24 protein-coding genes and 1 riboswitch are annotated in these 23,694 nt (G+C 39.3%); of the genes, 12 read left to right on the top strand and 12 right to left on the bottom strand.

Features of this window, described 5'->3' with window-relative positions:
• Positions 1–2: 2 nt before the first annotated feature.
• The 10 genes from fusA to cysK form a co-directional block, all read right to left on the bottom strand.
• A complete protein-coding gene (gene fusA, locus F8M42_RS01535) occupies positions 3–2,081 on the bottom strand; it encodes an elongation factor G (protein ID WP_182187665.1) in 2,079 nt (692 codons plus the stop codon).
• Positions 2,082–2,105: 24 nt separating this feature from the next.
• Positions 2,106–2,576, bottom strand: a complete 471-nt coding sequence (gene rpsG / locus F8M42_RS01530) for a 30S ribosomal protein S7 (protein WP_182187664.1) — start codon at positions 2,574–2,576, stop codon at positions 2,106–2,108.
• A gap of 31 nt (positions 2,577–2,607) precedes the next feature.
• Positions 2,608–2,985: a 30S ribosomal protein S12 gene (rpsL, locus tag F8M42_RS01525; RefSeq protein ID WP_182187663.1), complete on the bottom strand. Its 378-nt coding sequence runs from the start codon at positions 2,983–2,985 to the stop codon at positions 2,608–2,610.
• Between the two features lie 51 nt (positions 2,986–3,036).
• Positions 3,037–3,282 (bottom strand): L7Ae/L30e/S12e/Gadd45 family ribosomal protein, encoded by a 246-nt coding sequence (locus F8M42_RS01520; RefSeq protein WP_182187662.1) that lies wholly within the window; start codon positions 3,280–3,282, stop codon positions 3,037–3,039.
• Between the two features lie 174 nt (positions 3,283–3,456).
• Positions 3,457–4,173, bottom strand: coding sequence for an amino acid ABC transporter ATP-binding protein (locus F8M42_RS01515; protein ID WP_182187661.1), 717 nt, complete (start codon positions 4,171–4,173; stop codon positions 3,457–3,459).
• The gene (locus F8M42_RS01510; RefSeq protein WP_182187660.1) at positions 4,160–4,828 is read right to left on the bottom strand and encodes an amino acid ABC transporter permease; all 669 of its coding nucleotides are present in this window, start codon (positions 4,826–4,828) and stop codon (positions 4,160–4,162) included. The genes F8M42_RS01515 and F8M42_RS01510 overlap by 14 nt, the downstream gene beginning before the upstream one ends.
• Positions 4,829–4,864: 36 nt before the next feature.
• Positions 4,865–5,665: a basic amino acid ABC transporter substrate-binding protein gene (locus tag F8M42_RS01505; RefSeq protein ID WP_182187659.1), complete on the bottom strand. Its 801-nt coding sequence runs from the start codon at positions 5,663–5,665 to the stop codon at positions 4,865–4,867.
• Positions 5,666–5,858: 193 nt separating this feature from the next.
• Positions 5,859–6,155 (bottom strand): zinc-ribbon domain containing protein, encoded by a 297-nt coding sequence (locus tag F8M42_RS01500; protein ID WP_182187658.1) that lies wholly within the window; start codon positions 6,153–6,155, stop codon positions 5,859–5,861.
• Between the two features lie 109 nt (positions 6,156–6,264).
• Positions 6,265–6,411: a YjfB family protein gene (locus F8M42_RS01495; RefSeq protein WP_229711392.1), complete on the bottom strand. Its 147-nt coding sequence runs from the start codon at positions 6,409–6,411 to the stop codon at positions 6,265–6,267.
• 209 nt (positions 6,412–6,620) lie between these two features.
• Positions 6,621–7,553, bottom strand: coding sequence for a cysteine synthase A (cysK, locus tag F8M42_RS01490; RefSeq protein WP_182187656.1), 933 nt, complete (start codon positions 7,551–7,553; stop codon positions 6,621–6,623).
• Positions 7,554–7,912: 359 nt separating this feature from the next.
• On the opposite strand from cysK, the gene F8M42_RS01485 reads away from it, so the two are divergent.
• The 4 genes from F8M42_RS01485 (at position 7,913) to rpsR (ending at position 10,408) form a co-directional block, all read left to right on the top strand.
• A complete protein-coding gene (locus tag F8M42_RS01485; protein WP_182187655.1) occupies positions 7,913–9,274 on the top strand; it encodes an MFS transporter in 1,362 nt (453 codons plus the stop codon).
• 140 nt (positions 9,275–9,414) lie between these two features.
• A complete protein-coding gene (gene rpsF, locus F8M42_RS01480) occupies positions 9,415–9,702 on the top strand; it encodes a 30S ribosomal protein S6 (protein WP_182187654.1) in 288 nt (95 codons plus the stop codon).
• A gap of 20 nt (positions 9,703–9,722) precedes the next feature.
• Positions 9,723–10,157 carry a single-stranded DNA-binding protein gene (locus F8M42_RS01475; RefSeq protein ID WP_182187653.1) on the top strand — a complete coding sequence of 145 codons (435 nt, stop codon included), beginning with the start codon at positions 9,723–9,725 and terminating at the stop codon, positions 10,155–10,157.
• Positions 10,158–10,174: 17 nt separating this feature from the next.
• A complete protein-coding gene (rpsR, locus tag F8M42_RS01470; RefSeq protein ID WP_182187652.1) occupies positions 10,175–10,408 on the top strand; it encodes a 30S ribosomal protein S18 in 234 nt (77 codons plus the stop codon).
• 63 nt (positions 10,409–10,471) lie between these two features.
• Here rpsR and F8M42_RS01465 read toward each other — a convergent pair whose 3' ends face one another.
• A complete protein-coding gene (locus F8M42_RS01465) occupies positions 10,472–10,903 on the bottom strand; it encodes a universal stress protein (protein ID WP_182187651.1) in 432 nt (143 codons plus the stop codon).
• 152 nt (positions 10,904–11,055) lie between these two features.
• A riboswitch (TPP riboswitch) is annotated at positions 11,056–11,152 on the top strand.
• A 94-nt stretch (positions 11,153–11,246) separates the two neighbouring features.
• Between F8M42_RS01465 and thiC the strand changes: the two genes are divergently transcribed.
• The 8 genes from thiC (at position 11,247) to F8M42_RS01425 (ending at position 22,584) form a co-directional block, all read left to right on the top strand.
• The gene (thiC, locus tag F8M42_RS01460) at positions 11,247–12,569 is read left to right on the top strand and encodes a phosphomethylpyrimidine synthase ThiC (protein WP_182187650.1); all 1,323 of its coding nucleotides are present in this window, start codon (positions 11,247–11,249) and stop codon (positions 12,567–12,569) included.
• Positions 12,570–12,935: 366 nt separating this feature from the next.
• On the top strand, positions 12,936–14,765 hold the full coding sequence (gene glmS, locus F8M42_RS01455) for a glutamine--fructose-6-phosphate transaminase (isomerizing) (protein WP_182187649.1): 1,830 nt from the start codon (positions 12,936–12,938) through the stop codon (positions 14,763–14,765).
• A gap of 145 nt (positions 14,766–14,910) precedes the next feature.
• Complete coding sequence (locus tag F8M42_RS01450) at positions 14,911–15,549, top strand: HAD family hydrolase (protein WP_196595362.1); 639 nt, start codon at positions 14,911–14,913, stop codon at positions 15,547–15,549.
• Between the two features lie 291 nt (positions 15,550–15,840).
• Positions 15,841–17,946, top strand: coding sequence for a BglG family transcription antiterminator (locus tag F8M42_RS01445; protein ID WP_182187647.1), 2,106 nt, complete (start codon positions 15,841–15,843; stop codon positions 17,944–17,946).
• A gap of 83 nt (positions 17,947–18,029) precedes the next feature.
• Positions 18,030–19,919, top strand: a complete 1,890-nt coding sequence (locus F8M42_RS01440) for a PTS mannitol transporter subunit IICBA (protein ID WP_182187646.1) — start codon at positions 18,030–18,032, stop codon at positions 19,917–19,919.
• A 77-nt stretch (positions 19,920–19,996) separates the two neighbouring features.
• Positions 19,997–21,151: a mannitol-1-phosphate 5-dehydrogenase gene (locus tag F8M42_RS01435; RefSeq protein WP_182187645.1), complete on the top strand. Its 1,155-nt coding sequence runs from the start codon at positions 19,997–19,999 to the stop codon at positions 21,149–21,151.
• 165 nt (positions 21,152–21,316) lie between these two features.
• On the top strand, positions 21,317–21,619 hold the full coding sequence (locus F8M42_RS01430; RefSeq protein WP_182187644.1) for a hypothetical protein: 303 nt from the start codon (positions 21,317–21,319) through the stop codon (positions 21,617–21,619).
• 122 nt (positions 21,620–21,741) lie between these two features.
• The gene (locus F8M42_RS01425) at positions 21,742–22,584 is read left to right on the top strand and encodes an aldo/keto reductase (RefSeq protein ID WP_182187643.1); all 843 of its coding nucleotides are present in this window, start codon (positions 21,742–21,744) and stop codon (positions 22,582–22,584) included.
• 75 nt (positions 22,585–22,659) lie between these two features.
• Here F8M42_RS01425 and queA read toward each other — a convergent pair whose 3' ends face one another.
• Positions 22,660–23,682 (bottom strand): tRNA preQ1(34) S-adenosylmethionine ribosyltransferase-isomerase QueA, encoded by a 1,023-nt coding sequence (gene queA, locus F8M42_RS01420; protein ID WP_182187642.1) that lies wholly within the window; start codon positions 23,680–23,682, stop codon positions 22,660–22,662.
• Positions 23,683–23,694 lie beyond the last annotated feature (12 nt).

The following is a 23,694-nucleotide window of genomic DNA, read 5'->3' as shown; positions in this document are numbered from 1 at the left end:
CCTTATTCACCTTTGTTTTTTGCTACAATAGTATCTGCTATATTTTTAGGAACTTCTTCATAATGAGATACTTCCATTGAATAGTTCCCGCGGCCTTGAGTTCTGGAACGCAAATCAGTCGCATAACCGAACATTTCAGAAAGTGGTACCATGCCATTGATAACTTGCACACCATTGCGCGGTTCCATTCCTTCAATACGTCCACGCCGAGAATTCAAATCACCGATTACATCGCCCATATATTCCTCAGGTACCGTAACTTCAACTTTAACATATGGTTCCAAAAGCACAGGATCAGCTTTTTGTGCCCCGCTTTTAAATGCCATGGAGCCGGCAATCTTAAATGCCATTTCTGATGAATCGACTTCATGGTAAGAACCGTCATAAACGACAGCCTTGATGTCAACCATAGGATATCCAGCAACTACCCCATTTTCCATTGCTTCCTTAACCCCATTTTCAATTGGGTTAATATATTCCTTGGGGATAGCCCCACCGACGATTTTACTTTCGAAGGAGAAACCTTCACCCGGTTTTTGAGGTACAAGTTCGAGCCAGCAATGACCATACTGCCCTTTACCACCAGACTGACGAATAAATTTACCTTCGGCTTTAACATCTTTTTTGATTGTTTCGCGATAAGCGACCTGCGGTTTACCAACCGTACATTCAACTTTAAATTCGCGAAGCATACGGTCTACAATAATTTCCAAATGAAGTTCACCCATGCCGGAAATTATTGTCTGTCCTGTTTCCTGATCAGTTGCTACCCGGAAAGTAGGATCTTCTTCCGCCAGTTTCTGCAAAGCTATGCCCATTTTTTCCTGGTCAGCCTTGGTTTTCGGTTCAACAGCCACAGAAATAACCGGATCAGGAAATTCCATGGATTCAAGAACTATCGGATTTTTTTCATCACATAACGTATCACCGGTAGTGGTATCTTTAAGTCCGACAGCCGCTGCAATATCACCACTGTAAACAACATCAAGCTCTCTGCGATGATTAGCATGCATCTGTAATATACGTCCAATACGTTCTTTCTTATCTTTAGTGGAATTATATACGTAAGATCCCGCTGATAATGTACCGGAATATACACGGAAGAAAGCCAATTTACCGACAAATGGATCAGCCATAATTTTAAATGCCAACGCAGAAAATGGTTCTTCATCATCAGCTTCACGGTGAGCTTCTTCATCCGTATCAGGATTGATACCTTTAATAGGTGGTATATCAAGCGGTGATGGCATAAAATCGATAACGGCATCCAGCATTGGCTGTATGCCTTTATTTTTATAAGATGAACCACATACTACTGGACAAATCTTACATTCTACCGTAGCTTTTCTGATTACTTTCTTTATTTCTTCTTCAGAAATTTCTTCGCCCTCAAGATATTTCATCATGAGATCATCATCAGTTTCTGCTATGACGTCGAGCATCTTCTGCCGGTATTCTTCAGCCTTTTCCTGCAGTTCAGCCGGAATCGGTCCAAAGGTTTCCAGTTTGCCTTCTTTATCTTCATAAAGAATAGCTTCCATTTTTATAAGATCAATCATGCCGCGAAAATCATCTTCAGCACCGATAGGTATTTGAATAGGTACCGGATTAGCATGTAATCTGTCTATCATCATTTGGATAACATTGTAAAAATCTGCACCAACGATATCCATTTTGTTAACATAAACCATACGCGGTACATTGTAACGTTCAGCTTGGCGCCAAACAGTTTCTGACTGCGGTTCGACACCACTTTTACCAGAAAGGACTGTTACTGCTCCATCAAGCACTTTCAATGAACGTTCGACTTCAACAGTGAAGTCCACGTGTCCGGGTGTATCAATAATATTGATGCGATGTTCCTTCCAATGACAAGTTGTTGCAGCCGAGGTAATTGTTATACCTCTTTCTTGTTCTTGGGCCATCCAGTCCATGGTAGCTGCGCCATCATGAACTTCACCAATTTTATGCACTATCCCGGTATAATACAATATACGTTCGGTCGTAGTGGTTTTGCCGGCATCTATATGTGCTATGATACCGATATTGCGAGTTTTTTCAAGTGAAAACTCTCTAGCCACTTACATCGCCCCTTGTTATATTAATTACCAACGATAATGAGCGAATGCCTTATTAGCTTCCGCCATCTTATGTGTGTCTTCCTTTTTTTTGATGGCCGCACCAGTATTATTAGCTGCGTCCATAAGTTCTCCCGACAATCTTTCATTCATTGTCTTTTCTCCGCGTAAGCGCGCATAATTGACCAGCCAACGAATACCTAATGTCATACGGCGATCCGGACGAACTTCAACTGGTACCTGATAGTTTGCGCCACCGACACGGCGGGCACGCACTTCCAGTACCGGCATTACATTACTGAGTGCCGTTTCAAAAACTTCCAACGGATCCTTGCCCGTTTTATCTTTAATGCGATCAAATGCATCGTATACCACTTGCTCAGCAACACTTTTCTTGCCTGAAAGCATTACTTTATTAATAAATTTTGTTACCTTTTTGGATCTATAAACCGGATCCGGTAACACATCACGTTTAGGTACAGGACCTTTTCTCGGCATCTATGTCCCTCCTTATTATTAAACATTTAAGTTATTTTTTCTTACTGCGCTTTGCACCGTATTTACTTCTTCCCTGTGCGCGATCTTGAACTCCTGCAGTATCAAGAGATCCACGAATAATATGATAACGAACACCCGGTAAATCTTTTACACGACCGCCACGAATTAGTACAACACTATGTTCTTGTAGATTATGTCCAATACCAGGTATATATGCCGTAACTTCGATACTATTAGTTAAACGGACACGGGCAACTTTACGCAATGCGGAGTTAGGCTTTTTCGGGGTTGTTGTATAAACCCTAGTGCAAACGCCACGTTTCTGCGGACAGTTTTTAAGTGCCGGAGCCGTAGATTTTTCCTGCAAGCTCTGTCTGCTTTTTCTTATCAGCTGATTGATTGTAGGCATACATGCACCTCCTTCCTAAAAGATAACACCCAAAACCGGGTATATCGGCAATTACTTGTTTATTATAGCTGCTGCTGCAGCGCCGACTTCAATTGAGCAGGCCTTGCCAAGTTCTGCCATCGTAGCTCCCGTTACCACTTGTATTTCTTTGCCTGCACATAAAGTTTTCAGTGGATTAAGGATCCTGTCATCTGCGTCATCAGCTAAAAAAACATACTTTGCTAAACCATTATTGACCGCTTTTGTGACCTGCTTTATTCCAATAACATGTTTCGCATTTCTTAGTTCTTCCAGCATTAATATCACTCCTGTAACATTACCGCAGTTTCAGATACTCATATATATTATCATGCCTAAAAACCTATGTCAACACTTATTTAATAAGTGTTTTTATTAACACGTATCCTGGCGTATCACAACATATAAATTTACTGCTTTTATAAGCAGCAAATTTATATGTGTATGCAATCATCACAGTACTTTAGATAAAAACAGCTTTGTCCGTTCTTCTTTAGGTGCTTCAAAAACACTGCGTGGCAAACCTTCTTCTACGATCCGTCCATCATCAACAAATAACAGTCGAGTACCTACCTCACGGGCAAAACCCATTTCATGTGTGACAACGACCATGGTCATACCCTCTTTGGCCAAATTACGCATTACATCCAAAACTTCCCCAACCATTTCCGGATCCAGGGCTGATGTCGGTTCATCGAATAGCATCACCTTCGGTTTCATTGCCAGCGACCGTGCTATAGCAACACGTTGTTGTTGTCCTCCTGAGAGCTGTGAAGGATAGGCTTCAGCTTTATTTTCCAGTCCGACTCTTTGCAGCAATTCCATTGCCTCAGCTTTTGCGATACCACGTTTTGTATTACGAACTTTCATTGGCGCCAGCATAATATTATTCAGCACCGTCATATGCGGAAATAAATTAAACCGTTGAAAAACCATGCCGATTTCTGAACGGATTTTATTAATATCTGATTTTTGCAAATCCATTCCATCTATGAGTATCTGTCCATGTGTCGGAATTTCCAGGTAGTTCATGCAACGCAATAAAGTCGACTTTCCCGAGCCGGATGGTCCGATTATCACTACAACTTCCCTTTTGGCAACATTTAAATTAATGCCCTTAAGAATTTCGGCAGATCCAAATGATTTATGCAAATCCTTAACTTCTATCATTTTTTATATCAAACCTCCGTTCCAGATAAGCTACTAAGCGGGAAATAGTAAGTGTCATTATCAAATAAAGGAATGCCACTGTCACCCAAATTTCCAGTGAACCATACGTACGCGCTATTATAAGCTGCCCTCTGCGGGTTAATTCTTCAAATCCGATCACCGAAACAAGCGAAGAATCCTTCAATAGTGCGATAAATTCATTTCCCAACGGAGGAATAACACTTTTAAAAGCCTGCGGCACTATAATATACTGCATTGTTTGTGCCCAAGTAAGCCCGAGTGAACGTCCAGCTTCCATCTGTCCCTCATCAACAGCCTGAATGCCCGCCCTAAATATTTCAGCCACATAAGCTCCGCTGTTTATACTACATGCAGTTATTGCTGCAAAAAACGGATCCATATGGATTCCAAGCACCATCGGCAGAGCAAAATAAATAATAAAAATCTGTACAAGTAACGGCGTTCCACGAATAAAATCGACATAAACAGCTGCCAGCCATTTTACCGGTTTTACCTTTACAACACGTGCAATACCAACAAACATACCGATTACAATCCCCATTGATACACTTATCAATGTTATTTTTACGGTAACTACTGCACCAGCTAATAAAAGAGGCAATGATTTTATAATTAAAGCAAAATTAAAACTCATCTAGTCAACATCCTATATATTTTTCGGCAACATCAATCAATTATTGGAAGGTTCCGTGCCAAACCACTTTTTATAAATCTTGTTGTATTCGCCGTTTTCTTTTAATTTTTTAAGAGCATCATTAATTTCCTGTACAAGTTTTGTATTATCTTTCTTCACAGCAATTCCATAGTTTTCGGAGGTAAGTTGTTCTCCGACACGTTTTACACTGTTATCACTGTTTTTAGTCATATAATAAGCATTGACCGGTTTATCATTTACTACAGCATCAACATTTCCAGCTTTTAGTTCCAAGAATGTGTCCGCTGAGCTATTTAATTCCTTTACCTGTGCATTAGGAATTTTTTTTGCTTCTTCTGCGCCGGTCGTTCCTATCTGAACGGCAATTTTTTTGCCCTGAAGGTCATTAAAAGAATTAATGCTGTTATTGTCAGCCTTAACTATTATAGTGAGCCCTGATTCGTAATAAGGATCCGAAAAAGCAACTTCTTTTTCTCGTTCTTCATTTATTGACATGCCTGTTATTACAGCATCGATATTTCCTGTCTGTAATGCAGGAATAAGTCCGTCAAAACTAATATTGTTAATTTCAACTTTAGTGCCCATTTCCTTACCTATAGCTCTTATTAAATCCATGTCAAAGCCTTGATAATCAGTATCGTTTTCACCTTGGAATTCAAATGGTGCAAAATCAGCACTGGTCGCAACTTTCAATACTTTTTCTCCGCCGGATCCCGAAGCGGAACTTTCCTTAGCAGTGTCATTGCTACCGCAGCCAGCCACGACAAAAGCTGCCCCCATAATAACAGCCAAACACAATAATAAGATTTTTTTCATATAAAATCCTCCTAAATATTATTTCTTCCAGCCCCTATTCACAGACAGGCATGAAACCATATCTCAAAGTACCAATGATCAAATTACAAAATATGGTTAATTCTTGTCCTCTTATATAAAAAGGAGCACGGATAAACCACCCATGCTCCTTTGCCGGCGCGCTATTCGCTGCCGCTGTGTTCATCCAGCAGCACTACATTGTTTTATTATGAATAATATTGAAACAATCACGGCAGTATACAGGACGATCTGGCTTTGGTTCAAAAGGAACTTGTGTTGTCGCGCCACATTTTGCGCAAACAGCCTCGTACATTTTGCGAGAAGATGAACGGCCATCTCGACTGTGCTGCCGTTTCGCATCGCGGCATTCGTGGCAGCGACTGGGCTCATTTTGAAAACCTTTTTCCGCATAAAATTCCTGTTCCCCTGCAGTGAATATGAATTCTTTGCCGCAGTCCTTACATGTCAATGTCTTGTCTTGATAATCCATCTACAAAATCCCCTTACATTTTTCAAGCCCCGTTGTTCCTCCTGCCATTGTGGTACCGTGCAAATTCGAACAATAAGCTTAATATAAAATTACGGCTAAGCCGTATGAATCACACACTAATGTCCACACTAGTACCAAGGTTAGAATCGGAGCCGACAGATAACTCAGTGATCATGTCAGCAGATGACTTCATTTCATCGAAGACTTTACCAAGAGCTGCTATTCCAACATTTTGTTGCAACTGGGCCTGATTCATCCCAACTGACATAGCAGCGATACTCATTGTATCCATAAGCTACATGCCCTTTCGACATAAAATATCATAAATCTGTTCTTATTATAATGTAAGGTAACTTAATTTGCAATAAAAATTACATAAAACACCTCTGTGCAGAACATTAAAAAAAATAATTATTCTGTACAGAGGTGCATCTTACTTAACATTAGAGTTTTCTTAAATTATTATCAATCATTAAACAACGCTGTGGACAAATAACGTTCACCAGTATCCGGTAAAATAGCTACTATTGTCTTACCAAAATTTTCTTGTTTCTGTGCCAATTTGACGGCAGCAGCAAATGCAGCCCCAGATGAGATTCCCACTAATACGCCTTCCGATTGTGAAAAATCCCGGCCGTATTTAAAAGCATCCTCATTAGATATAGTAATGACTGCGTCATAAATTTTTGTATCCAAGGTTTCTGGAATAAACCCCGCTCCGATACCCTGGATTTTATGTGGACCAGCCTTGCCTTCACTTAGGACTGGTGATGTTTCCGGTTCAACAGCATAAATTTTTATGTCAGGATTTTTTTCTTTTAAATATTTCCCAGTACCGGAAAGTGTACCCCCTGTACCTACCCCCGCAATAAAAATATCAACCTTTCCCTTAGTATCAGCCCATATTTCCGGCCCCGTCGTCAAATAATGTGCCTTAGGATTAGCCGGATTAGTGAACTGCGACGGTATAAATGAGTTTGGTGTTTCTTTAGCCAATTCTTCAGCCTTAGCGATAGCGCCCTTCATGCCTGCCTTACCATCGGTAAGCACAATTTTTGCCCCATAGGCTTTTAACAAATTACGCCGTTCTACGCTCATCGTTTCCGGCATTGTTATTATTATTTTATAACCACGCGATGCTGCAATCGCAGCCAGTCCTATACCAGTATTGCCACTGGTCGGTTCTATTATCACAGAATTTTTCTTCAAGATACCACGTTGTTCTGCATCCTCGATCATTGATTTGGCGATGCGGTCCTTTGTACTTCCCGCTGGGTTGAAATATTCCAGTTTGCCCAAAATATCCGCCTTCAAATCATGTTTTTTTATATAATTTGTTGCCCGTAAAATCGGGGTATTCCCAATAAGCTGTGTAATGCTATCATAAATTTCCGCCATGTTAATTCCTCCATTTAAACTAATGTTGTAATAATAATACTAACCATTCTACCTACCCGTCAATAAATATTGCCTAAACACTTTTTTCCCATTCAATCACCAATCAACTTCGCCTCCTGTTAAACAGAAAAAAGACCTGACTGACAGCTACACAAATGTTTCTGCCCGCCAAGCCTTTAGTTTTCTAATCAGCCTGATAGTATATCATAATTAATACACAATTATTATTCGCATCTTGATTATAGCATCGGCAATTTATAAAGTCAATATATCCTATTTTATTAATCAGATATATCCATACCATTGATTTTATACTATAATAAAAACTATATTAAATATTATTTTATCAGGTAACTATTATGGATGAAAAAAAGGTTTTTATTTCCGTATTACTGACATCTTTCTTCGGTCCTTTCATGGGCAGCTCTGTCAATGTAGCGATTCCTTCAATGGCCTTAGAATATGGTGTGAATGCCGAAAATTTGACATGGATACTGACTTTATTTCTACTAGGTTCAGTCATTTTATTATTGCCCAGCGGCAAATACGCTGACATGAATGGCCGACGCAAAGTTTATCAAACCGGGTGCATTGGTGTTGCGTTCACCACACTGGCTTGTGTTTTTGCACCTGCTTTAAATATACTTTTATTATTACGTTTTATGCAGGGCATTTTTATGGCGATGAACTTTTCCACTGGCATGGCTATGCTGGTTGCCAGCCATCCCCCACAAAAGCGCGGCCAAATCATCGGTTATTCCGCGTCTTGTGTCTATATGGGACTTTCACTCGGTCCCGTAATCGGTGGTGCGCTTACACAATTTCTTGGTTGGCGAACAATTTTCATTTTTACGGCACTCGGAATTTTTACCAGCATTTATATAATGAGTTCCGTCAAACAAGAATGGTATGGTGATCGCAATGAAAAACTAGACATGTTCAGTTCCTTGCTTTATGCATTGTCTGCTGCTTCGATACTTTACGGGCTGTCCGATTATGCTCGTCATCCTCTCATGAAATGGCTTATTATCATCGGTTTAGTCCTAGCTGTCGCTTTTATTTATCGACAGAATCATATTAAATATCCTCTTTTTGCTCTATCATTATTTAAAAACACTATCTTTGCCATGTCTAATACGGCTGCCCTCATTCATTACAGCGCTACCTTTGGCATTTCCTTCACATTATCATTATATTTGCAAGTGATACGTGGATTTGATGCCTTGAGTGCCGGCATGCTTTTATTACTGCAGCCAATAATGATGTCACTGTTGTCCCCTTTAGCCGGTGCCCTCTCTGATAAATTTGAACCGCGCTTAGTAGCTTCCAGCGGTATGGGCATTACGGCATTTGGTCTATATATGCTTTCTCATCTAACAACAACGACTACTTCTTATTATATAGGAAGCATCCTCATAATTATAGGAATAGGCTTTGCCCTTTTTTCTTCTCCAAATAATAACGCCATCATGGGTGCGGTACAACCTAAATTCTATGGTGTTGCTTCATCTACCCTGGCTGTTATGCGTATGTTTGGTCAGGCAATCAGTATGGCTATTGTTACCTTTTTACTATCAGTCGCCACTAAAAACATCATAACCGGTGGGTATATACCTGCTTTACTGGAAGGTATACAAAACATTTTTACAATTCTTTCCCTGACTTGTACTATAGGCATTATCTGTTCTTTAGCACGAGGTACAAGAACAAAAATTAATTAATTTTTTTATTTTCCTTGTATTATTTTATTTACAATGCTATAATTTTATAGTTAATAATAATTTAAGACTGGTTTCAAAATTTAATTTTGAATCCCCTGCTCTTATAAAAGAGCCGATAGTCCAAAGAGGGAGGTGATTTCGTGAGAAAGTACGAAGTCATATTTATTGTAAAACCAATGGAAGAAGAACAGACCAATGCAGTAATCGAAAAGTTTTTCGGCATTATTACCGATAATGGCGGCACTATTGATAAAGAAGACCGTTGGGGTAAAAAACGTCTTGCCTATGAAATAAAAGACTGCATGGACGGTTTTTACTGCTTGTTCGATATCACTGCCGAACCGGCTTGTATTAATGAAGTTGATCGTGTAATGAAGATTACTGATGAAATCTTAAAACATATGATTATAAGATTAGACGAAAAATAATTTGTCTAGGGGGGACGATTATGAATAAAGTCATTTTAGCAGGGCGTCTTGCCACTGATCCAGAAGTGCGTTATACCCAGACAGGTAAAGCTGTAGCTTCATTCCGTCTGGCTGTAAATAAACGTTTTTCTCGTGATCAACAAAATAATGCTGATTTTTTTACCATAATTGCGTGGCAGAAATTAGCTGAAATATGTGGTAACAATCTGGTTAAGGGCAGTCAGATTCTCGTAGATGGCTATCTGCAGATACGCAGTTATGATGCCCAAGATGGTTCAAAACGCTATGTAACCGAAGTAATCGCCAACGATATTGAGTTTATGGGTTCCCGCCCAACACATTCGGATAATAATTATTCAAATGCTCCGGAACAATCCAATTCATCAAGCACATCTGCTCCGGCAGCCGCTTCATTTGGCTCTGAGCTGCCCCCTGACGAAGAAATTCCATTTTAAATTAGGAGGGTTTCCAGTTGGTTAAACGTGATAGAAACAGAAGACCAAAAAGAAAAGTTTGTAGTTTTTGTGCAGATAAAGTTGATTCTATTGATTATAAGGATGTTGCTAAATTACGTCGTTTTATTACTGAACGCGGTAAAATTTTACCGCGTCGTATTTCCGGTAATTGTGCTCGTCATCAACGTCAGGTAACGTTAGCTATAAAACGTGCTCGCAATATCGCTTTACTGCCATTTACAGCAGAATAATAAAAAGGGGCTGTGGACAAAATGATTTCTCATTTTGTCACAGCCCCTTTTTATTATTTTATCCTATCTAACTACTAACACAGGACATTCAGCATGTGTCACCAAATATTGGCTTACACTTCCCATTATTATCTGCTTTATAGCGCCCAGGCCTCTGCTCCCCATTACAATAAGATCAGCATCACTTTCCTTAGAATAAGTCAAAATCATTTTAGCCGGATCTCCTATTTTCAGCGTATATTCTGTTTGTGGTAAATCACCAACTACTTCTTTTGCATGATCCAATATCTTCTTTCCCTGCGCATCAATATCCCCTGGAATATATGCATCCAAAGTCATTCTTTCAAAGGCAGATACTGCTGTGTTTAGATCAATTACATAAAGTACATTCAATGTTGCTTTGCTCAGTTTTGCAATATATACCGCCTGCTGCAAAGCATGTTCAGAATGCATCGACCCGTCGATAGGGACCATGATGGATTTAAATTCTCTCATATTCATCACCCTTTACCTTTGTTAATATTATTACGTATTCCTTATATATGTATTATTTCTATATAATTTGTTAAAAACCTTGTAAAATTTTTATAGATAAACACCTTATCCGGCTGTATAAATCTTGACATAAATTACTTATTTTGTTAGACTGACCTGAGCAGGGGTGCTTTAAGCTGAGAGGGCAATTGCCCAACCCTTTGAACCTGTTGGTTAATACCATTGTAGGGAAGCTCAATGCCACGATTTTAAAACTGCTTTTCTCCACAGGAAGGTAGTTTTTTTTATATTTCAGCGCATTTTCCCGATCCGGATTAAATAACAATTTGAAAAGAGGACATATATGAATTACAAAACGCAGTTAGAAGCCGCCAGAAAAAACATTATAACAGAACAAATTTCGCTAGTTGCAAAAAAAGAAAACCGCTCACCTGAATGGATAAGAGAACGCGTTTCCCATGGTGTCATCGCCATTCCGGCTAACATCCACCATCAATCATTATCAGCCGAAGGTATCGGAGACGGATTAAAAACAAAGATCAATGTTAATCTCGGAGTATCCGGTGACGCTAAAAATTACGACTTGGAAATGGACAAAGTAAAAATGGCTGTCGACATGGGTGCCGAATCCATAATGGATTTATCCAATTATGGCAAAACACATGAATTCCGCCAAAAATTAATCGACTATTCTCCAGCAATGATTGGTACAGTTCCTATGTATGACGCCATTGGTTATTTAGAAAAAGACTTACTGAAAATGACATCTGACGATTTTTTACACGTCATAGAAGCCCATGCTAAAGAAGGTGTTGATTTCATGACTATTCACGCTGGAATCAATCGTCGGGCATTGGAAGCATTCAAGCGCAGCGGGCGCCGCATGAATATTGTTTCACGTGGTGGTTCACTGCTGTTTGCCTGGATGGAAATGACCGGCAATGAAAATCCTTTCTTCGAGCATTATGATGATGTATTAGAAATTTTGCGTGACCACGATGTTACCATATCAATAGGTGATTCATTGCGCCCTGGCTGCCTTGATGATGCTACCGATGCAGGACAAATTGGTGAATTAATTGAAATTGGTTATCTTACAGAACGTGCCTGGAAAGCCGATGTCCAAGTCCTGGTGGAAGGTCCAGGCCACATGGCTATGGATGAAATAGCTGCTAATATGAAATTGCAGAAAAGGCTCTGTCATAACGCACCATTTTATGTCTTAGGTCCACTGGTCACAGATATTGCTCCTGGTTATGACCACATTACTTCAGCCATCGGCGGTGCCATTGCCGCAGCCAATGGGGCTAATTTTCTTTGCTATGTTACCCCCGCTGAACATTTGCGCCTGCCCGACTTAAACGATGTCCGTGATGGTATTATAGCTGCCAAAATTGCTGCTCATGCCGCTGACATTGCAAAAAAACTTCCGAGTGCCCGCGATCAGGATAATCGCATGGCTGATGCCAGGCATAAGCTTGACTGGGAAGGTATGTTCAAAGAAGCTATTGATCCCCAAAAAGCCCGCCAATATTATGAAAGCACACCTCCGGCAGAACGCCATACATGTTCTATGTGCGGTAAAATGTGCGCCGTAAGGACTACAAATAAAATCCTCAATGGTGAAAAAGTATTATTTTGCGAAGAAACCGGTAATTGTGATTAAACTTATATTAACCGCACCTGCTAATCATAATAAATCACTTGACCAAACAACAAGTATATATTAGAATATGGAAGATACAGAAATGAATATATTATTTTTGTATCTTCTATGTTTGTCTGCTACAATCTGCCGTAAATCAGACAGCAAAAAGGAGGACTTTGTTCTGCAAAAGCATACAGCTTAGCGCTGGCTCTCACAATCAAGTGAGAAGACGAGGAAGAGGTTGTCGAATATTCAGCGGATGCCTCTCGGCTATAATCCGGTCGCAAAATTTGTCAAAACCACGAGGTGACTTGTGGGACAATACAAAAATTAAGGATTGGCAGATACATCTTTAATAATTATTTTATTTTGGAGGTATCGTATATGTGTGGTATTGTTGGTTATGTTGGAAATAAACAAGCAGAGCCCTTTCTTATTGACGGGCTTACCAAGCTTGAATATCGTGGTTATGATTCCGCTGGTATTGCAGTATTTGACGGTGAAAAGATAAATCTGGAAAAATGCGTTGGCCGTCTTGACGCTTTAAAGGCAAAAATCAGAGGACATGAACCTAAAGGTACCATTGGTATTGGACACACTCGCTGGGCTACCCATGGTGGTCCATCTGATGTGAATGCCCATCCTCATATGGATTGTAAAGGTGATTTTGCCGTTGTCCATAATGGCATAATCGAAAATTACATGCAGCTGAAAGAAGATTTGATTGCCAGAGGCCACAAATTTCTTTCGGAAACAGATACAGAAGTAGCTGTACATCTGCTGGAAGAATTATATGATGGTGATTTCGAAACCGCGGTACGTGAAGTCCTGAAACGCATCGAAGGTTCATACTCTCTCTTATTTATGTCCAGAAGAGATCCTGATAAACTCATCTGCACAAAAAAAGATAATCCATTGGTCATTGGACTTGGTGAGGGTGAGAACTTTATTGCCTCAGATATTCCTGCCATTATTGGTTACACACGTCGTAATTATATAATAAACGATGGTGAAATCGCTGTCGTAAAAAAAGATTCCATCTGGATAACCAACCGTGAAGGTCTGCCCATAACAAAAAAAGTTTTTGAAGTAAATTGGAATGCAGAAGCTGCCGAAAAGGGCGGTTACGAACATTTTATGCTCAAAGAAATCCATGAACAGCCTAAAGCTGTGCGAGACACTATAACATCTCGTATTGCCAAAGATAATTCATCAGTAATCCTTGATGAATTAAAATGGAATAGGGAATATCTTGACTCTTTCCACAAAATCTTCATTGTTGCTTGTGGTACGGCATATCATGCTGGTCTCGTAGGTAAGTATTATATCGAAAAACTTGTCCGTATACCGGTGGAAGTTGACATTGCTTCCGAATTTCGTTACCGCTCCCCAATTATTGACGAACATACCCTGGTCATAGTAATAAGTCAATCCGGTGAAACAATTGACACCCTGGCTGCTTTAAAAGAAACTAAACGGCTTGGTGGCAAGACACTTGCTATAACCAATGTAGTGGGATCTTCTATTGCCCGTGAGGCCGATGAGGTGATTTATACCTGGGCCGGCCCGGAAATTGCCGTTGCATCAACCAAAGCATATACAACTCAGCTTGTAACTATGTTCCTGTTGGCCATGTACATGGCCGGTATCAAAAAATGTATCTCTGCTGATCGCACTAAGCAGCTGCTTACACAATTACGTGCCCTGCCAGACCAAATTAGCAGAACACTGGAAGATACTGATCCAATTAAGACATTCGCCAAACAATATGGTTTTAATGAAGACGTATTTTTTATTGGCCGGTCGCTGGATTATAATGTTGCTCTCGAAGGCGCATTGAAATTAAAAGAAATCTCATATATTCACGCTGAAGCCTATGCTGCCGGCGAATTAAAACATGGTACCCTGGCGCTCATTGTCAAAGGGGTTCCAGTTATTGCCCTAGCCACACAAAAAAGTGTTTATGAAAAAACCATCAGTAATATAAAAGAAATCAAAGCTCGTGACGCAATCGTCATTGGCATAACGTCAGAAAATGATTCCGAACTGATAAAATATGTTGATCACGTAATCAAAGTTCCGGCTACTGATGAACTGCTGATTCCGCTTTTGACAGTCGTTCCACTTCAATTACTAGCTTATTATACAGCCATAACCCGTGGCTGTGATGTCGATAAACCGCGTAATCTGGCAAAATCTGTAACTGTTGAATAATTATTTTTAATCTACTATATTTCGGCGGATACTTTTATGTTGTTTCACAATCTATCTGCAAAAACAGATTTTTCACTGGCTGCCGCAGTAACTGATGCGGCAGCCTTTAGTTTTTTAATATTCCATTAGGAGGACTAAATTATTGATGAAGGCCTTTATTTTTGATATGGATGGTGTGATAATCGACAGTGAACCACTGCATAACAAAATTGTCATAGACTTAATCCACGACCTCAATATCATCCCCGATGAAAGATATCTTGATTCACTGTGCGGCCTCACAATAACACATATATTTAATAACTTAAAAAAAGACTATAACTTAAATATATCTGTTGAAGATACTGTCAATAAATATGACCGACAACTTATCGAACGAACATCCTGCATGCAGCTTGAGGCTATTACCGGTATTCCGGAATTGCTGCTCAAGCTGCAAAAAGCTTCTATCCCAACAGCAGTCGCTTCATCTTCACCAATGGAGTTCATCAAAGTGATAATAAACAATCTAAACCTCAATAATTATTTTCAATTTTTGTTAAGTGGTGATGAAGTAGAACATGGTAAACCGGCCCCCGATATATATCTTACAGCAGCAAAACGTCTTGATGTCCTACCGTCGGACTGTTTCGTTCTGGAGGATTCTCATAACGGTGCTACAGCCGCCAAGCGTGCCGGTATGACCTGCATCGGTTTTCAAAATCCCAATAGCGGTAAACAAGATTTAAGTATTGCTGATGTTCTTGTCAATACCATCACGCAAATAGATATCGACAAATTATAATATAGCAGCAAACTATGGAGTTGCCATACAAACAACATTGAACCTCATAAAGATACATATCCTATTTCCGCTCTTTTAGAAACGAGTGAAGGGAACGGAATTGCTATATATTTATGAATAAAAATGTTTATGTGTGTCAGCTCCTTTTTGTTATATTCGATTTTGTCCTCAATTGATTGGTACTTATCAATAGGTCTTTTGATTGTATATCACTTTATTATCTTTTATAATAAAATTAACTTAATTAAGTAGCGTGATTCCACTTCTAAATGATCATTAGGAGGTCCAAAATTGAATAAAGGAGAAATCAATCCACGAACAAAAAATATCATTCTTATCTTATGTAAACAAAAAAATTTTATGACTATCAGCGACATTGCTGCTGAACTACAGGTAAGTCCGAAAACGATCATCCGCGAACTGCCTAAAATTAATTCACTGCTAAGCGGATACACCGTTCAATTGGATAAAAAGCAAGGTGTCGGTATTCGCATAACCGGCAGCACAGAAACAATCGATAATATCAAAGATACTTTTTCCACTGTTCCGGAAAAAGTAGTCTATCAACCGAAGGAACGCGCTGGTTTTCTGACAGCACGTCTTCTGCAAAATCAACAACCGATGAAATTATTTGAACTGGCCCTGCATTTAAATGTTGCCGAAAGCACTATAAGCAGTGATCTTGATAAACTTGAAAATTGGTTTACTTCCCATCGACTTACACTTATTCGCAAACCAGGCTTAGGTGTATATGTCAGCGGCTCGGAAAAAGATATTCGTAAAGCCATATTGCATTACATTTACGAAAATATCGACGAAACTGATCTAATCGAAATTCTACACAACACTTTAGCGAAAGATTCCAATGAAAAAGACTTGGTGAATAGTTCATCACAACGTTTGCTGAATCTTGTTGATACACAGATTCTTCGCAAACTGGAAACAGTCATCCACCAAATGGAATCACAAGAAGCATTCAAACTTTCCGATAATGCCTATGCAGGCTTGCTCATTCATCTTGCTTTGGCCATACAACGCATGAACCAAAAGGAAAAAATAACATTTGATGACTCTTTTTTAAAAAATATCACCGATAAACACGAATTTGTAATAAGCCGTCGAATAGCAAAATCAATAGAACAAATTTTTGCCATTAAAGTTCCCGTTGAGGAAATAGGCTATATAGCCATGCATCTCCTGGGTACACGCAATCAGTACTACACTGGCAGCACACCATTTATTCCTAATTTTCAGCTGGTTCAGCTGGCTAAAAAAATCATAAAAATTGCTCAAGCTGAAACTGGTAAAAAATTAGATAATAATGAAAAACTGCTCATTGGCCTGGTAAACCACCTTGGTCCCTCAATAAGTCGTTTAAAAATGGGAATGGATATTCGTAACCCTCTTTTGGAAGACATTAAGGAAAACTACGCATCACTTATGCAGCTCAGTCAAATCTGCTGCACTGTATTGCAAAAAGTGGTCGACACACGTATCCCCGAATCAGAAATTGCTTATATTGCCATGCATTTAGGTGCCGCTCTCGAAAATATCCAATCCGATTCAAATATAAAATACCATGCAGCTATCGCCTGTCCTACAGGATTAGGATCTTCAAAATTATTGGCATCGAGAATAAAACATGAGTTTAATAATATTCAAATAATGGATATCATTTCTGCACTGCGGTTTGACACACAAGAACTAAATAAACGGCAAATTGATTTCATTCTATCCACCGTTCCTATTACCAATGCCCCGGTACCGGTATTAGTGATCAATGCTTTGTTAAAGCAAGAAGACATTCAGTTGATAAACACTTTTCTGGCAAAGCTCAAATATACTGCCAAAAGAAATATAGGCTCCTGCAGTCGACAGTTTTCACTCACCGAAATTATAAATCACATGATGCATTATCAGCAGGCCATACTAAATATATTAAATACATTTGTTTTCCTTGATGATTTCACCAGTATCAATACTGCGCATATTATCAACCGAATAAGTTTTGCTATAAAAGACAGTAAAGCTACTCCACAGACGATTATGCAGGCACTTTTCGAGCGAGAAAAATACGGCAGCACTTATCTGCATGAACAAAAAATCATATTGCTGCATTGCCGTACTAATGTCAGTTATCCACATTTTGCTATCGTGAAAATAAAACCTGAACTCATCAAGAATTCTGACCAATTTGTTGCTTCTATTATAATGATCATTCCCGACGATGATAAAAAAGAAAATGCTGAAACAATGGGCGCAATAACTGAGGCATTAGTTGAAAATTGGCTGTTTGCTTCTGTTATAACCAATAATAGCAAACCAGAAATCAAACTGGCTTTGGAAAACATCCTTAAGAATTTCCTGCAAAAAAAAATCAATTCGTTACTGAAATAATCAATTTATGTTCATAAAAACTATATATAACTTATACATTTCCTGAAAATATCAGTTATATAATTAATACGGAGGTTTAAACTATGTCTGAAACTACAAACAGCAATACCCTGCAAGAAAAAGTTCAGGTATTTGGCCGTTTTTTAAGTGGCATGGTAATGCCAAACATCGGCGCATTCATCGCCTGGGGGTTATTAACTGCATTATTCATTCCTACTGGTTGGACACCTAATGCTTACCTTGCCAAAGCCAGTGGTCCAATGGTACAATGGCTGATTCCACTATTGATCGGTTATAGCGGTGGTCGCGCCATTTATGGTCACCGTGGTGGTGTTGTCGGTGCAATAGCCACAGCCGGTGTAATAGCCGGTGCCGATATCCCAATGTTTTTAGGAGCCATGATAATGGGTCCCTTTGGTGGCTGGTGCATCAAAAAATTTGATGACGCCTTTGAAGAAAGTATTCCTGCCGGTTTTGAAATGCTTGTCAATAACTTCTCTGCCGGTATTCTGGGAGCTATATTAGCAGTAATTGCTTACATGGTCATCGGACCCGTAGTACTTGCCCTTAACAATGTTCTGCGGACTGCAGTAGAATTTCTTGTCAATGTCAATCTCATTCCTCTGGTTTCCATCCTTGTGGAACCGGGCAAGATACTATTTCTAAATAATGCTATCAATCACGGTATTTTCACTCCTATCGGAGTTCAGGAATCGCAGACTTTTGGCAAATCATTATTCTTCCTGATTGAAGCCAATCCCGGTCCAGGTTTTGGCATGCTGCTTGCTTTTTGTTTATTTGGTAAGGGTGCAGCTAAAGGTTCCGCACCCGGTGCCATAATTATTCACTTTCTTGGTGGTATTCACGAAATATATTTTCCATATGTATTAATGAAACCGCTTCTCCTTATCGCTTTGATTCCTGCTGGTATGACAGGAGTATTTACTCTTCATCTTTTAAATGGCGGCCTTATTGCTCCTGCATCTCCTGGAAGCATCTTTGCCGTATTGGCAATGACACCTAAAGGTGCCTACTTTGCTAATATAGCGGCTGTTACAGCTGCTACAGTCGTTTCTTTTATAATTTCATCAATAATCTTAAAATCATCCAAAGATACCGACAGCGAGGGGTCACTGGAAACTGCCCAAACCAGTATGAAGGCCATGAAAAATCGCGGCAAAATATCCGAAAATGAAACTGTTATCAATGGAGCCCAAATTAAAAAAATTATTTATGCCTGTGACGCCGGAATGGGTTCTTCCGCAATGGGTGCCAGCGCTTTGAGAAATAAATTTAAAAAGGCCGGCTATCCTCAAATCTCAATTACTAACTGTGCTATTGAAAACATACCGGCTGATGCCCAAATAGTAGTATCACACGAAAAACTTGCTGAACGCGCAAAAAAAGCCTCACCGCAAGCTGAACATATTTTTGTAACTGATTTTCTACAGAATAATGTTTTTGATATTTTAATCGACAGAATAAAAAGTGCCGGAATAACCCAAAGTAATATATCTGCCGACACTCCTAAACCCTCTAATTTTAATAAAAATTTGCTTAAACTCAGCAATATCAAAATTGGATTGACTAGCGTGTCACGCGATGAAGCTATAAAAATGGCCGGTCAAATTCTTGTCGATGGAGGATATGTAGATAAAGCATACATCAAAGCTATGCTGCACCGTGAAGAACAAGTGAGCACATACATTGGCAAGGGTGTTGCCATTCCACATGGTGAAAACTCCGCTAAAAGTGATATAAAAGCTTCCGGCCTTTCTGTCCTACAGTTTCCGCAAGGTGTCAAATTTGATGACGAAACAGCCTATATTGTCATTGGTATTGCCGGTATAGGTAATGAACATCTGACAATCCTTGCCAATATCGCCACGATGCTTGATGAAAATGAACACGCGGCCGACATGCTAAAAAATGCAAAAACCGCTCAAGAAATCTTTGATTTATTTACAAAATAATTAAACCGGTTTAAACTTAAATTCAGGTGGTATGACCACCGCCTGAATTTAATCATAACCATCAGGAGGAGTTCACAATGAAAGCAGTACATTTTGGTGCTGGTAATATTGGCCGCGGATTTATAGGAGAACTACTCCACAATTCCGGCTTTGACATCACTTTTATCGAAGTGGACAAGCATACAGTTGATTATATAAATAAGACCCATACTTATGACGTTTATATAATAAATGATAATTATCGTAAAGAAGTTATTGACAAAGTATGTGCCATCTCACCTATAACCGATGAAGATAAAGCTATCGCCTCCATCGTTGATGCAGATATCATCACTACTTCTGTCTGTGTAGATAATTTACCAAAAATCGCCGGTACTTTAGCTAAAGGTCTAAAGCAGCGCATTATCCAGCACAAGGAAAAAGTAAACATTTTATCATGTGAAAATGCTTTTTATGCTACTGATATACTCAAAAAAGCTCTAATGGAATGTAAAACGCCCTTATCGGAACAAGCATTGGATTCCATTGGTTGTTTTCCCAATGTAGCTGTTGACCGCATCGCTCTCAGCACTGAACAGGATGGCATTCGCATTCCCCAGATAGAAACATCCTTTGAACTGGTCATCGAAAAAAACAAACTCAAGGATCCGTCCAGCCAGCCAATAAAGGGTGCTGAATACGCTGATAATCTAGGCATGTATTTAGAAAGAAAACTTTATGTGTTCAATTGCGGACATGCCACTGCAGCATATCTTGGCTATTATCATAAGCTGCCTACTATATATGATGCGTTAAATAATAAAGAAATTCACACCGATGTCTTAGCAGTAATGCGTGAATCAGCTTTGATGATGACTAAAAAGTTTCCTTTCAAGATGGATGAACTAGAATTATTTATCCAAAAAATCCTGAAACGTATTTCTCTTAAAGACTTACACGATGAAGTGACGCGTGTTGGCCGTTCACCGATAAGAAAACTCAGTAGGAATGACCGTCTAATAGGTCCGGCAATGCTGACTGAAAACTACGGCCTGAAAAACGACCATTTGGTAAAGGCTGTTGCTGCCGCTTATTTATTCGATTATGCTGAAGATGAACAAGCTGTCGAAATACAATCTTTTATTAAAAACAATGATATTAAACAAGCCATACAAAAATACTCTGAAATTACACCTAATGATACGTTGTTCAATAAAATAGTTACTGCTTATAATAAAATGAACAAAAATTAATAAAAAAAGCAGTTTTGCTGCTAACAGCAAAGCTGCTATTTTATTGTATTAAACTTTTGTCATGCAATAATTATCATCTGATGCAAAATCTAATAACTATTGCACCTGCAAAAATAGCGCAGTATAATTAATGTATTAAGTAATAAAGAGGAGTTTGATATAGCTATGATGAGTGATTCTATGCGTGAAATGCTCGATTTAAAGGAAACGGCAGCAATAGTAAACGGCGTTCACAATCCTAACGCTGATGCCTATCGTGATCGTTTGCACAAAAAAATGGATGCCATCCCTGAGTACGCTTATCTAAATTCATTGCGAATGGAAGATTTTAAAACACTTGATGATTTATATACTGCCGTTCGTCCAATAAAAACTGCTGAAGAATTAGAAAAGAAAATCATACGCACGCCGGAAGCACAAAAAGGTGCCTTCCGCCGTCTTTGGAATCAATTACCCAAAACCGCGTAATATTTTATCTCATACGTCCTTACTCAACACTTGATACCCGCTGCTTTCAGGCTATTAACTTGAAATACAGCGGGTTTATTTAGACATCAGAAAAACACTAAAAAATGAAAGAGGTGTGCATTATGTCCAACACTGTTCCCACCATTCTTTTAAATGATGGCCTGCAGATACCGGCAATAGGTTTTGGTACCTATAAATTAGAAGGAGCCTCAGGTGTCACAGCCATAAAAGATGCCATTGACGTTGGTTATCGTCTGCTTGATTCTGCCTTTAATTATGAAAATGAAGGAACTCTTGGCCGCGCTGTCAGGGAAAGTTCTATTCCCCGCGACCAATTATTTCTTTGTTCCAAACTCCCCGGGCGCCACCATGAATATCATGAAGCCTTGTCAACCATCGAAGAATCACTATACCGCACCGGTGTTGATTACTATGATTTATATTTAATCCACTGGCCAAATCCCCGTGTCAATAAATATGTTGATTCTTGGCGTGCACTAATTGAAGCAAAAAAAAGAGGTTATATCCGCTCCATCGGTGTCTGCAATTTTTTACCGGAACATATTAATCAATTAATAGCCGAAACAGATGTATGCCCCAGCATCAATCAAATCGAACTACACCCTTATTTTAATCAGGCTCCCCAACGTGCCTGGGATGAAACCCACAATATTGTGACACAATCCTGGAGTCCGCTTGGTCGGGGCATAGCATTAGTGAAGAATGATATCATCGCAGACATTGCACAAAACCATAACAAGTCAGCCTCACAAATTATCTTGCGCTGGCATATTCAGCTAAAGGCCCTGCCTATTCCCAAAGCCACAAGTCAGATTCACCAAATTGAAAATCTCACCATATTTGATTTTCAACTGACTGATGATGAAATGACGCGTATATCCAGCCTTACCAAACCCAACGGCCGCAATTTCAACCAAGATCCGACAGTTTATGAAGAATTTTAAACACATAACCTGATATATACTAATGGCCGGTAATCAATAAATTACCGGCCATTAGTATTTTTATTTTTCAAATTTTCATAGAATCAACATTGCATCACCAAAGCTAAAAAAACGATACCGTTTCTGCACAGCAACATTATATGCCCTCAAAGTAAATTCTCTGCCGGCAAAAGCACTGATAAGCATTATAAGTGTGGATTTAGGCAAATGAAAATTCGTTATAATTCCATCCACTATTTTAAACTTATAACCTGGATAAATAAATATCCCCGTTTCTCCACTTTTAGCTGGTAATATACCGTCCGCCGAAGCCGCTGACTCCAATGTCCTAATAGAAGTAGTTCCTACTGCAATTATTCTGCCGCCAAGTTTTCTGGCTGCATTTATCCGTTCAGCAGTATCCTTGTCAATATGAAAATATTCCGTATGCATCACATGATCTTCAATATTTTCCTCATTAACCGGACGAAAAGTTCCTAATCCAACATGCAGTGTTATAAACTCAAGATTAACACCCATATCTTTAATTTCCCCCATCAGTTTCTTCGTAAAATGCAACCCTGCAGTGGGAGCCGCCGCCGAGCCGTTTTCCTTAGCATAAACTGTTTGATAACGTTCTTTATCAGCAAGTTTTTCATGTATATACGGAGGCAATGGTGTTTGTCCCAATCTGTCAAGTATTTCCTCCCATATGCCATCATAAAAAAATTCTACTACACGTCCGCCAAAATCCGTATGTTCCAATATTCTGCAGGTAAGTTCTGCACCAAATTTAATAACATCACCTATTTTAGCCTTTTTACCGGGTTTCACCAACACTTCCCATTTATTGCCTTCAGTGCGTCTTAATAGGAAAACTTCTACCTTACCACCAGTTTCATCGCGATGCCCAATAAGTCGTGCCGGTATTACCCGAGTATTATTAAACACCAGAGTATCCCCTGGTCTGAGATATTTCTTCACATCAAAAAAATACTCATGCTGAACAGCTCCATCATGTCTATCAAGTACCATTAAACGGGAATGATCGCGCTTTTCACATGGTGTCTGCGCTATAAGTTCTTCCGGTAAATCATAATCAAAATCTGTCAATAACATAAGCCAGTATCT

The sequence above is a fragment of the Pectinatus frisingensis genome (genome assembly GCF_014076555.1).
Lineage (GTDB): Bacteria > Bacillota > Negativicutes > Selenomonadales > Selenomonadaceae > Pectinatus > Pectinatus frisingensis.
This window is presented reverse-complemented; position numbering and strand designations above follow the sequence as displayed.

Coding starts and splice junctions, on each gene's coding strand:
- rpsG (WP_182187664.1), bottom strand. CDS start 2,576: ATGCCGAGAAAAGGTCCTGTACCTAAACGTGATGTGTTACCGGATCCG.
- rpsL (WP_182187663.1), bottom strand. CDS start 2,985: ATGCCTACAATCAATCAGCTGATAAGAAAAAGCAGACAGAGCTTGCAG.
- F8M42_RS01520 (WP_182187662.1), bottom strand. CDS start 3,282: ATGCTGGAAGAACTAAGAAATGCGAAACATGTTATTGGAATAAAGCAG.
- F8M42_RS01515 (WP_182187661.1), bottom strand. CDS start 4,173: ATGATAGAAGTTAAGGATTTGCATAAATCATTTGGATCTGCCGAAATT.
- F8M42_RS01510 (WP_182187660.1), bottom strand. CDS start 4,828: ATGAGTTTTAATTTTGCTTTAATTATAAAATCATTGCCTCTTTTATTA.
- F8M42_RS01505 (WP_182187659.1), bottom strand. CDS start 5,665: ATGAAAAAAATCTTATTATTGTGTTTGGCTGTTATTATGGGGGCAGCT.
- F8M42_RS01500 (WP_182187658.1), bottom strand. CDS start 6,155: ATGGATTATCAAGACAAGACATTGACATGTAAGGACTGCGGCAAAGAA.
- F8M42_RS01495 (WP_229711392.1), bottom strand. CDS start 6,411: ATGAATCAGGCCCAGTTGCAACAAAATGTTGGAATAGCAGCTCTTGGT.
- cysK (WP_182187656.1), bottom strand. CDS start 7,553: ATGGCGGAAATTTATGATAGCATTACACAGCTTATTGGGAATACCCCG.
- F8M42_RS01485 (WP_182187655.1), top strand. CDS start 7,913: ATGGATGAAAAAAAGGTTTTTATTTCCGTATTACTGACATCTTTCTTC.
- F8M42_RS01475 (WP_182187653.1), top strand. CDS start 9,723: ATGAATAAAGTCATTTTAGCAGGGCGTCTTGCCACTGATCCAGAAGTG.
- F8M42_RS01465 (WP_182187651.1), bottom strand. CDS start 10,903: ATGAGAGAATTTAAATCCATCATGGTCCCTATCGACGGGTCGATGCAT.
- thiC (WP_182187650.1), top strand. CDS start 11,247: ATGAATTACAAAACGCAGTTAGAAGCCGCCAGAAAAAACATTATAACA.
- glmS (WP_182187649.1), top strand. CDS start 12,936: ATGTGTGGTATTGTTGGTTATGTTGGAAATAAACAAGCAGAGCCCTTT.
- F8M42_RS01450 (WP_196595362.1), top strand. CDS start 14,911: ATGAAGGCCTTTATTTTTGATATGGATGGTGTGATAATCGACAGTGAA.
- F8M42_RS01440 (WP_182187646.1), top strand. CDS start 18,030: ATGTCTGAAACTACAAACAGCAATACCCTGCAAGAAAAAGTTCAGGTA.
- F8M42_RS01435 (WP_182187645.1), top strand. CDS start 19,997: ATGAAAGCAGTACATTTTGGTGCTGGTAATATTGGCCGCGGATTTATA.
- F8M42_RS01430 (WP_182187644.1), top strand. CDS start 21,317: ATGATGAGTGATTCTATGCGTGAAATGCTCGATTTAAAGGAAACGGCA.
- F8M42_RS01425 (WP_182187643.1), top strand. CDS start 21,742: ATGTCCAACACTGTTCCCACCATTCTTTTAAATGATGGCCTGCAGATA.
- queA (WP_182187642.1), bottom strand. CDS start 23,682: ATGTTATTGACAGATTTTGATTATGATTTACCGGAAGAACTTATAGCG.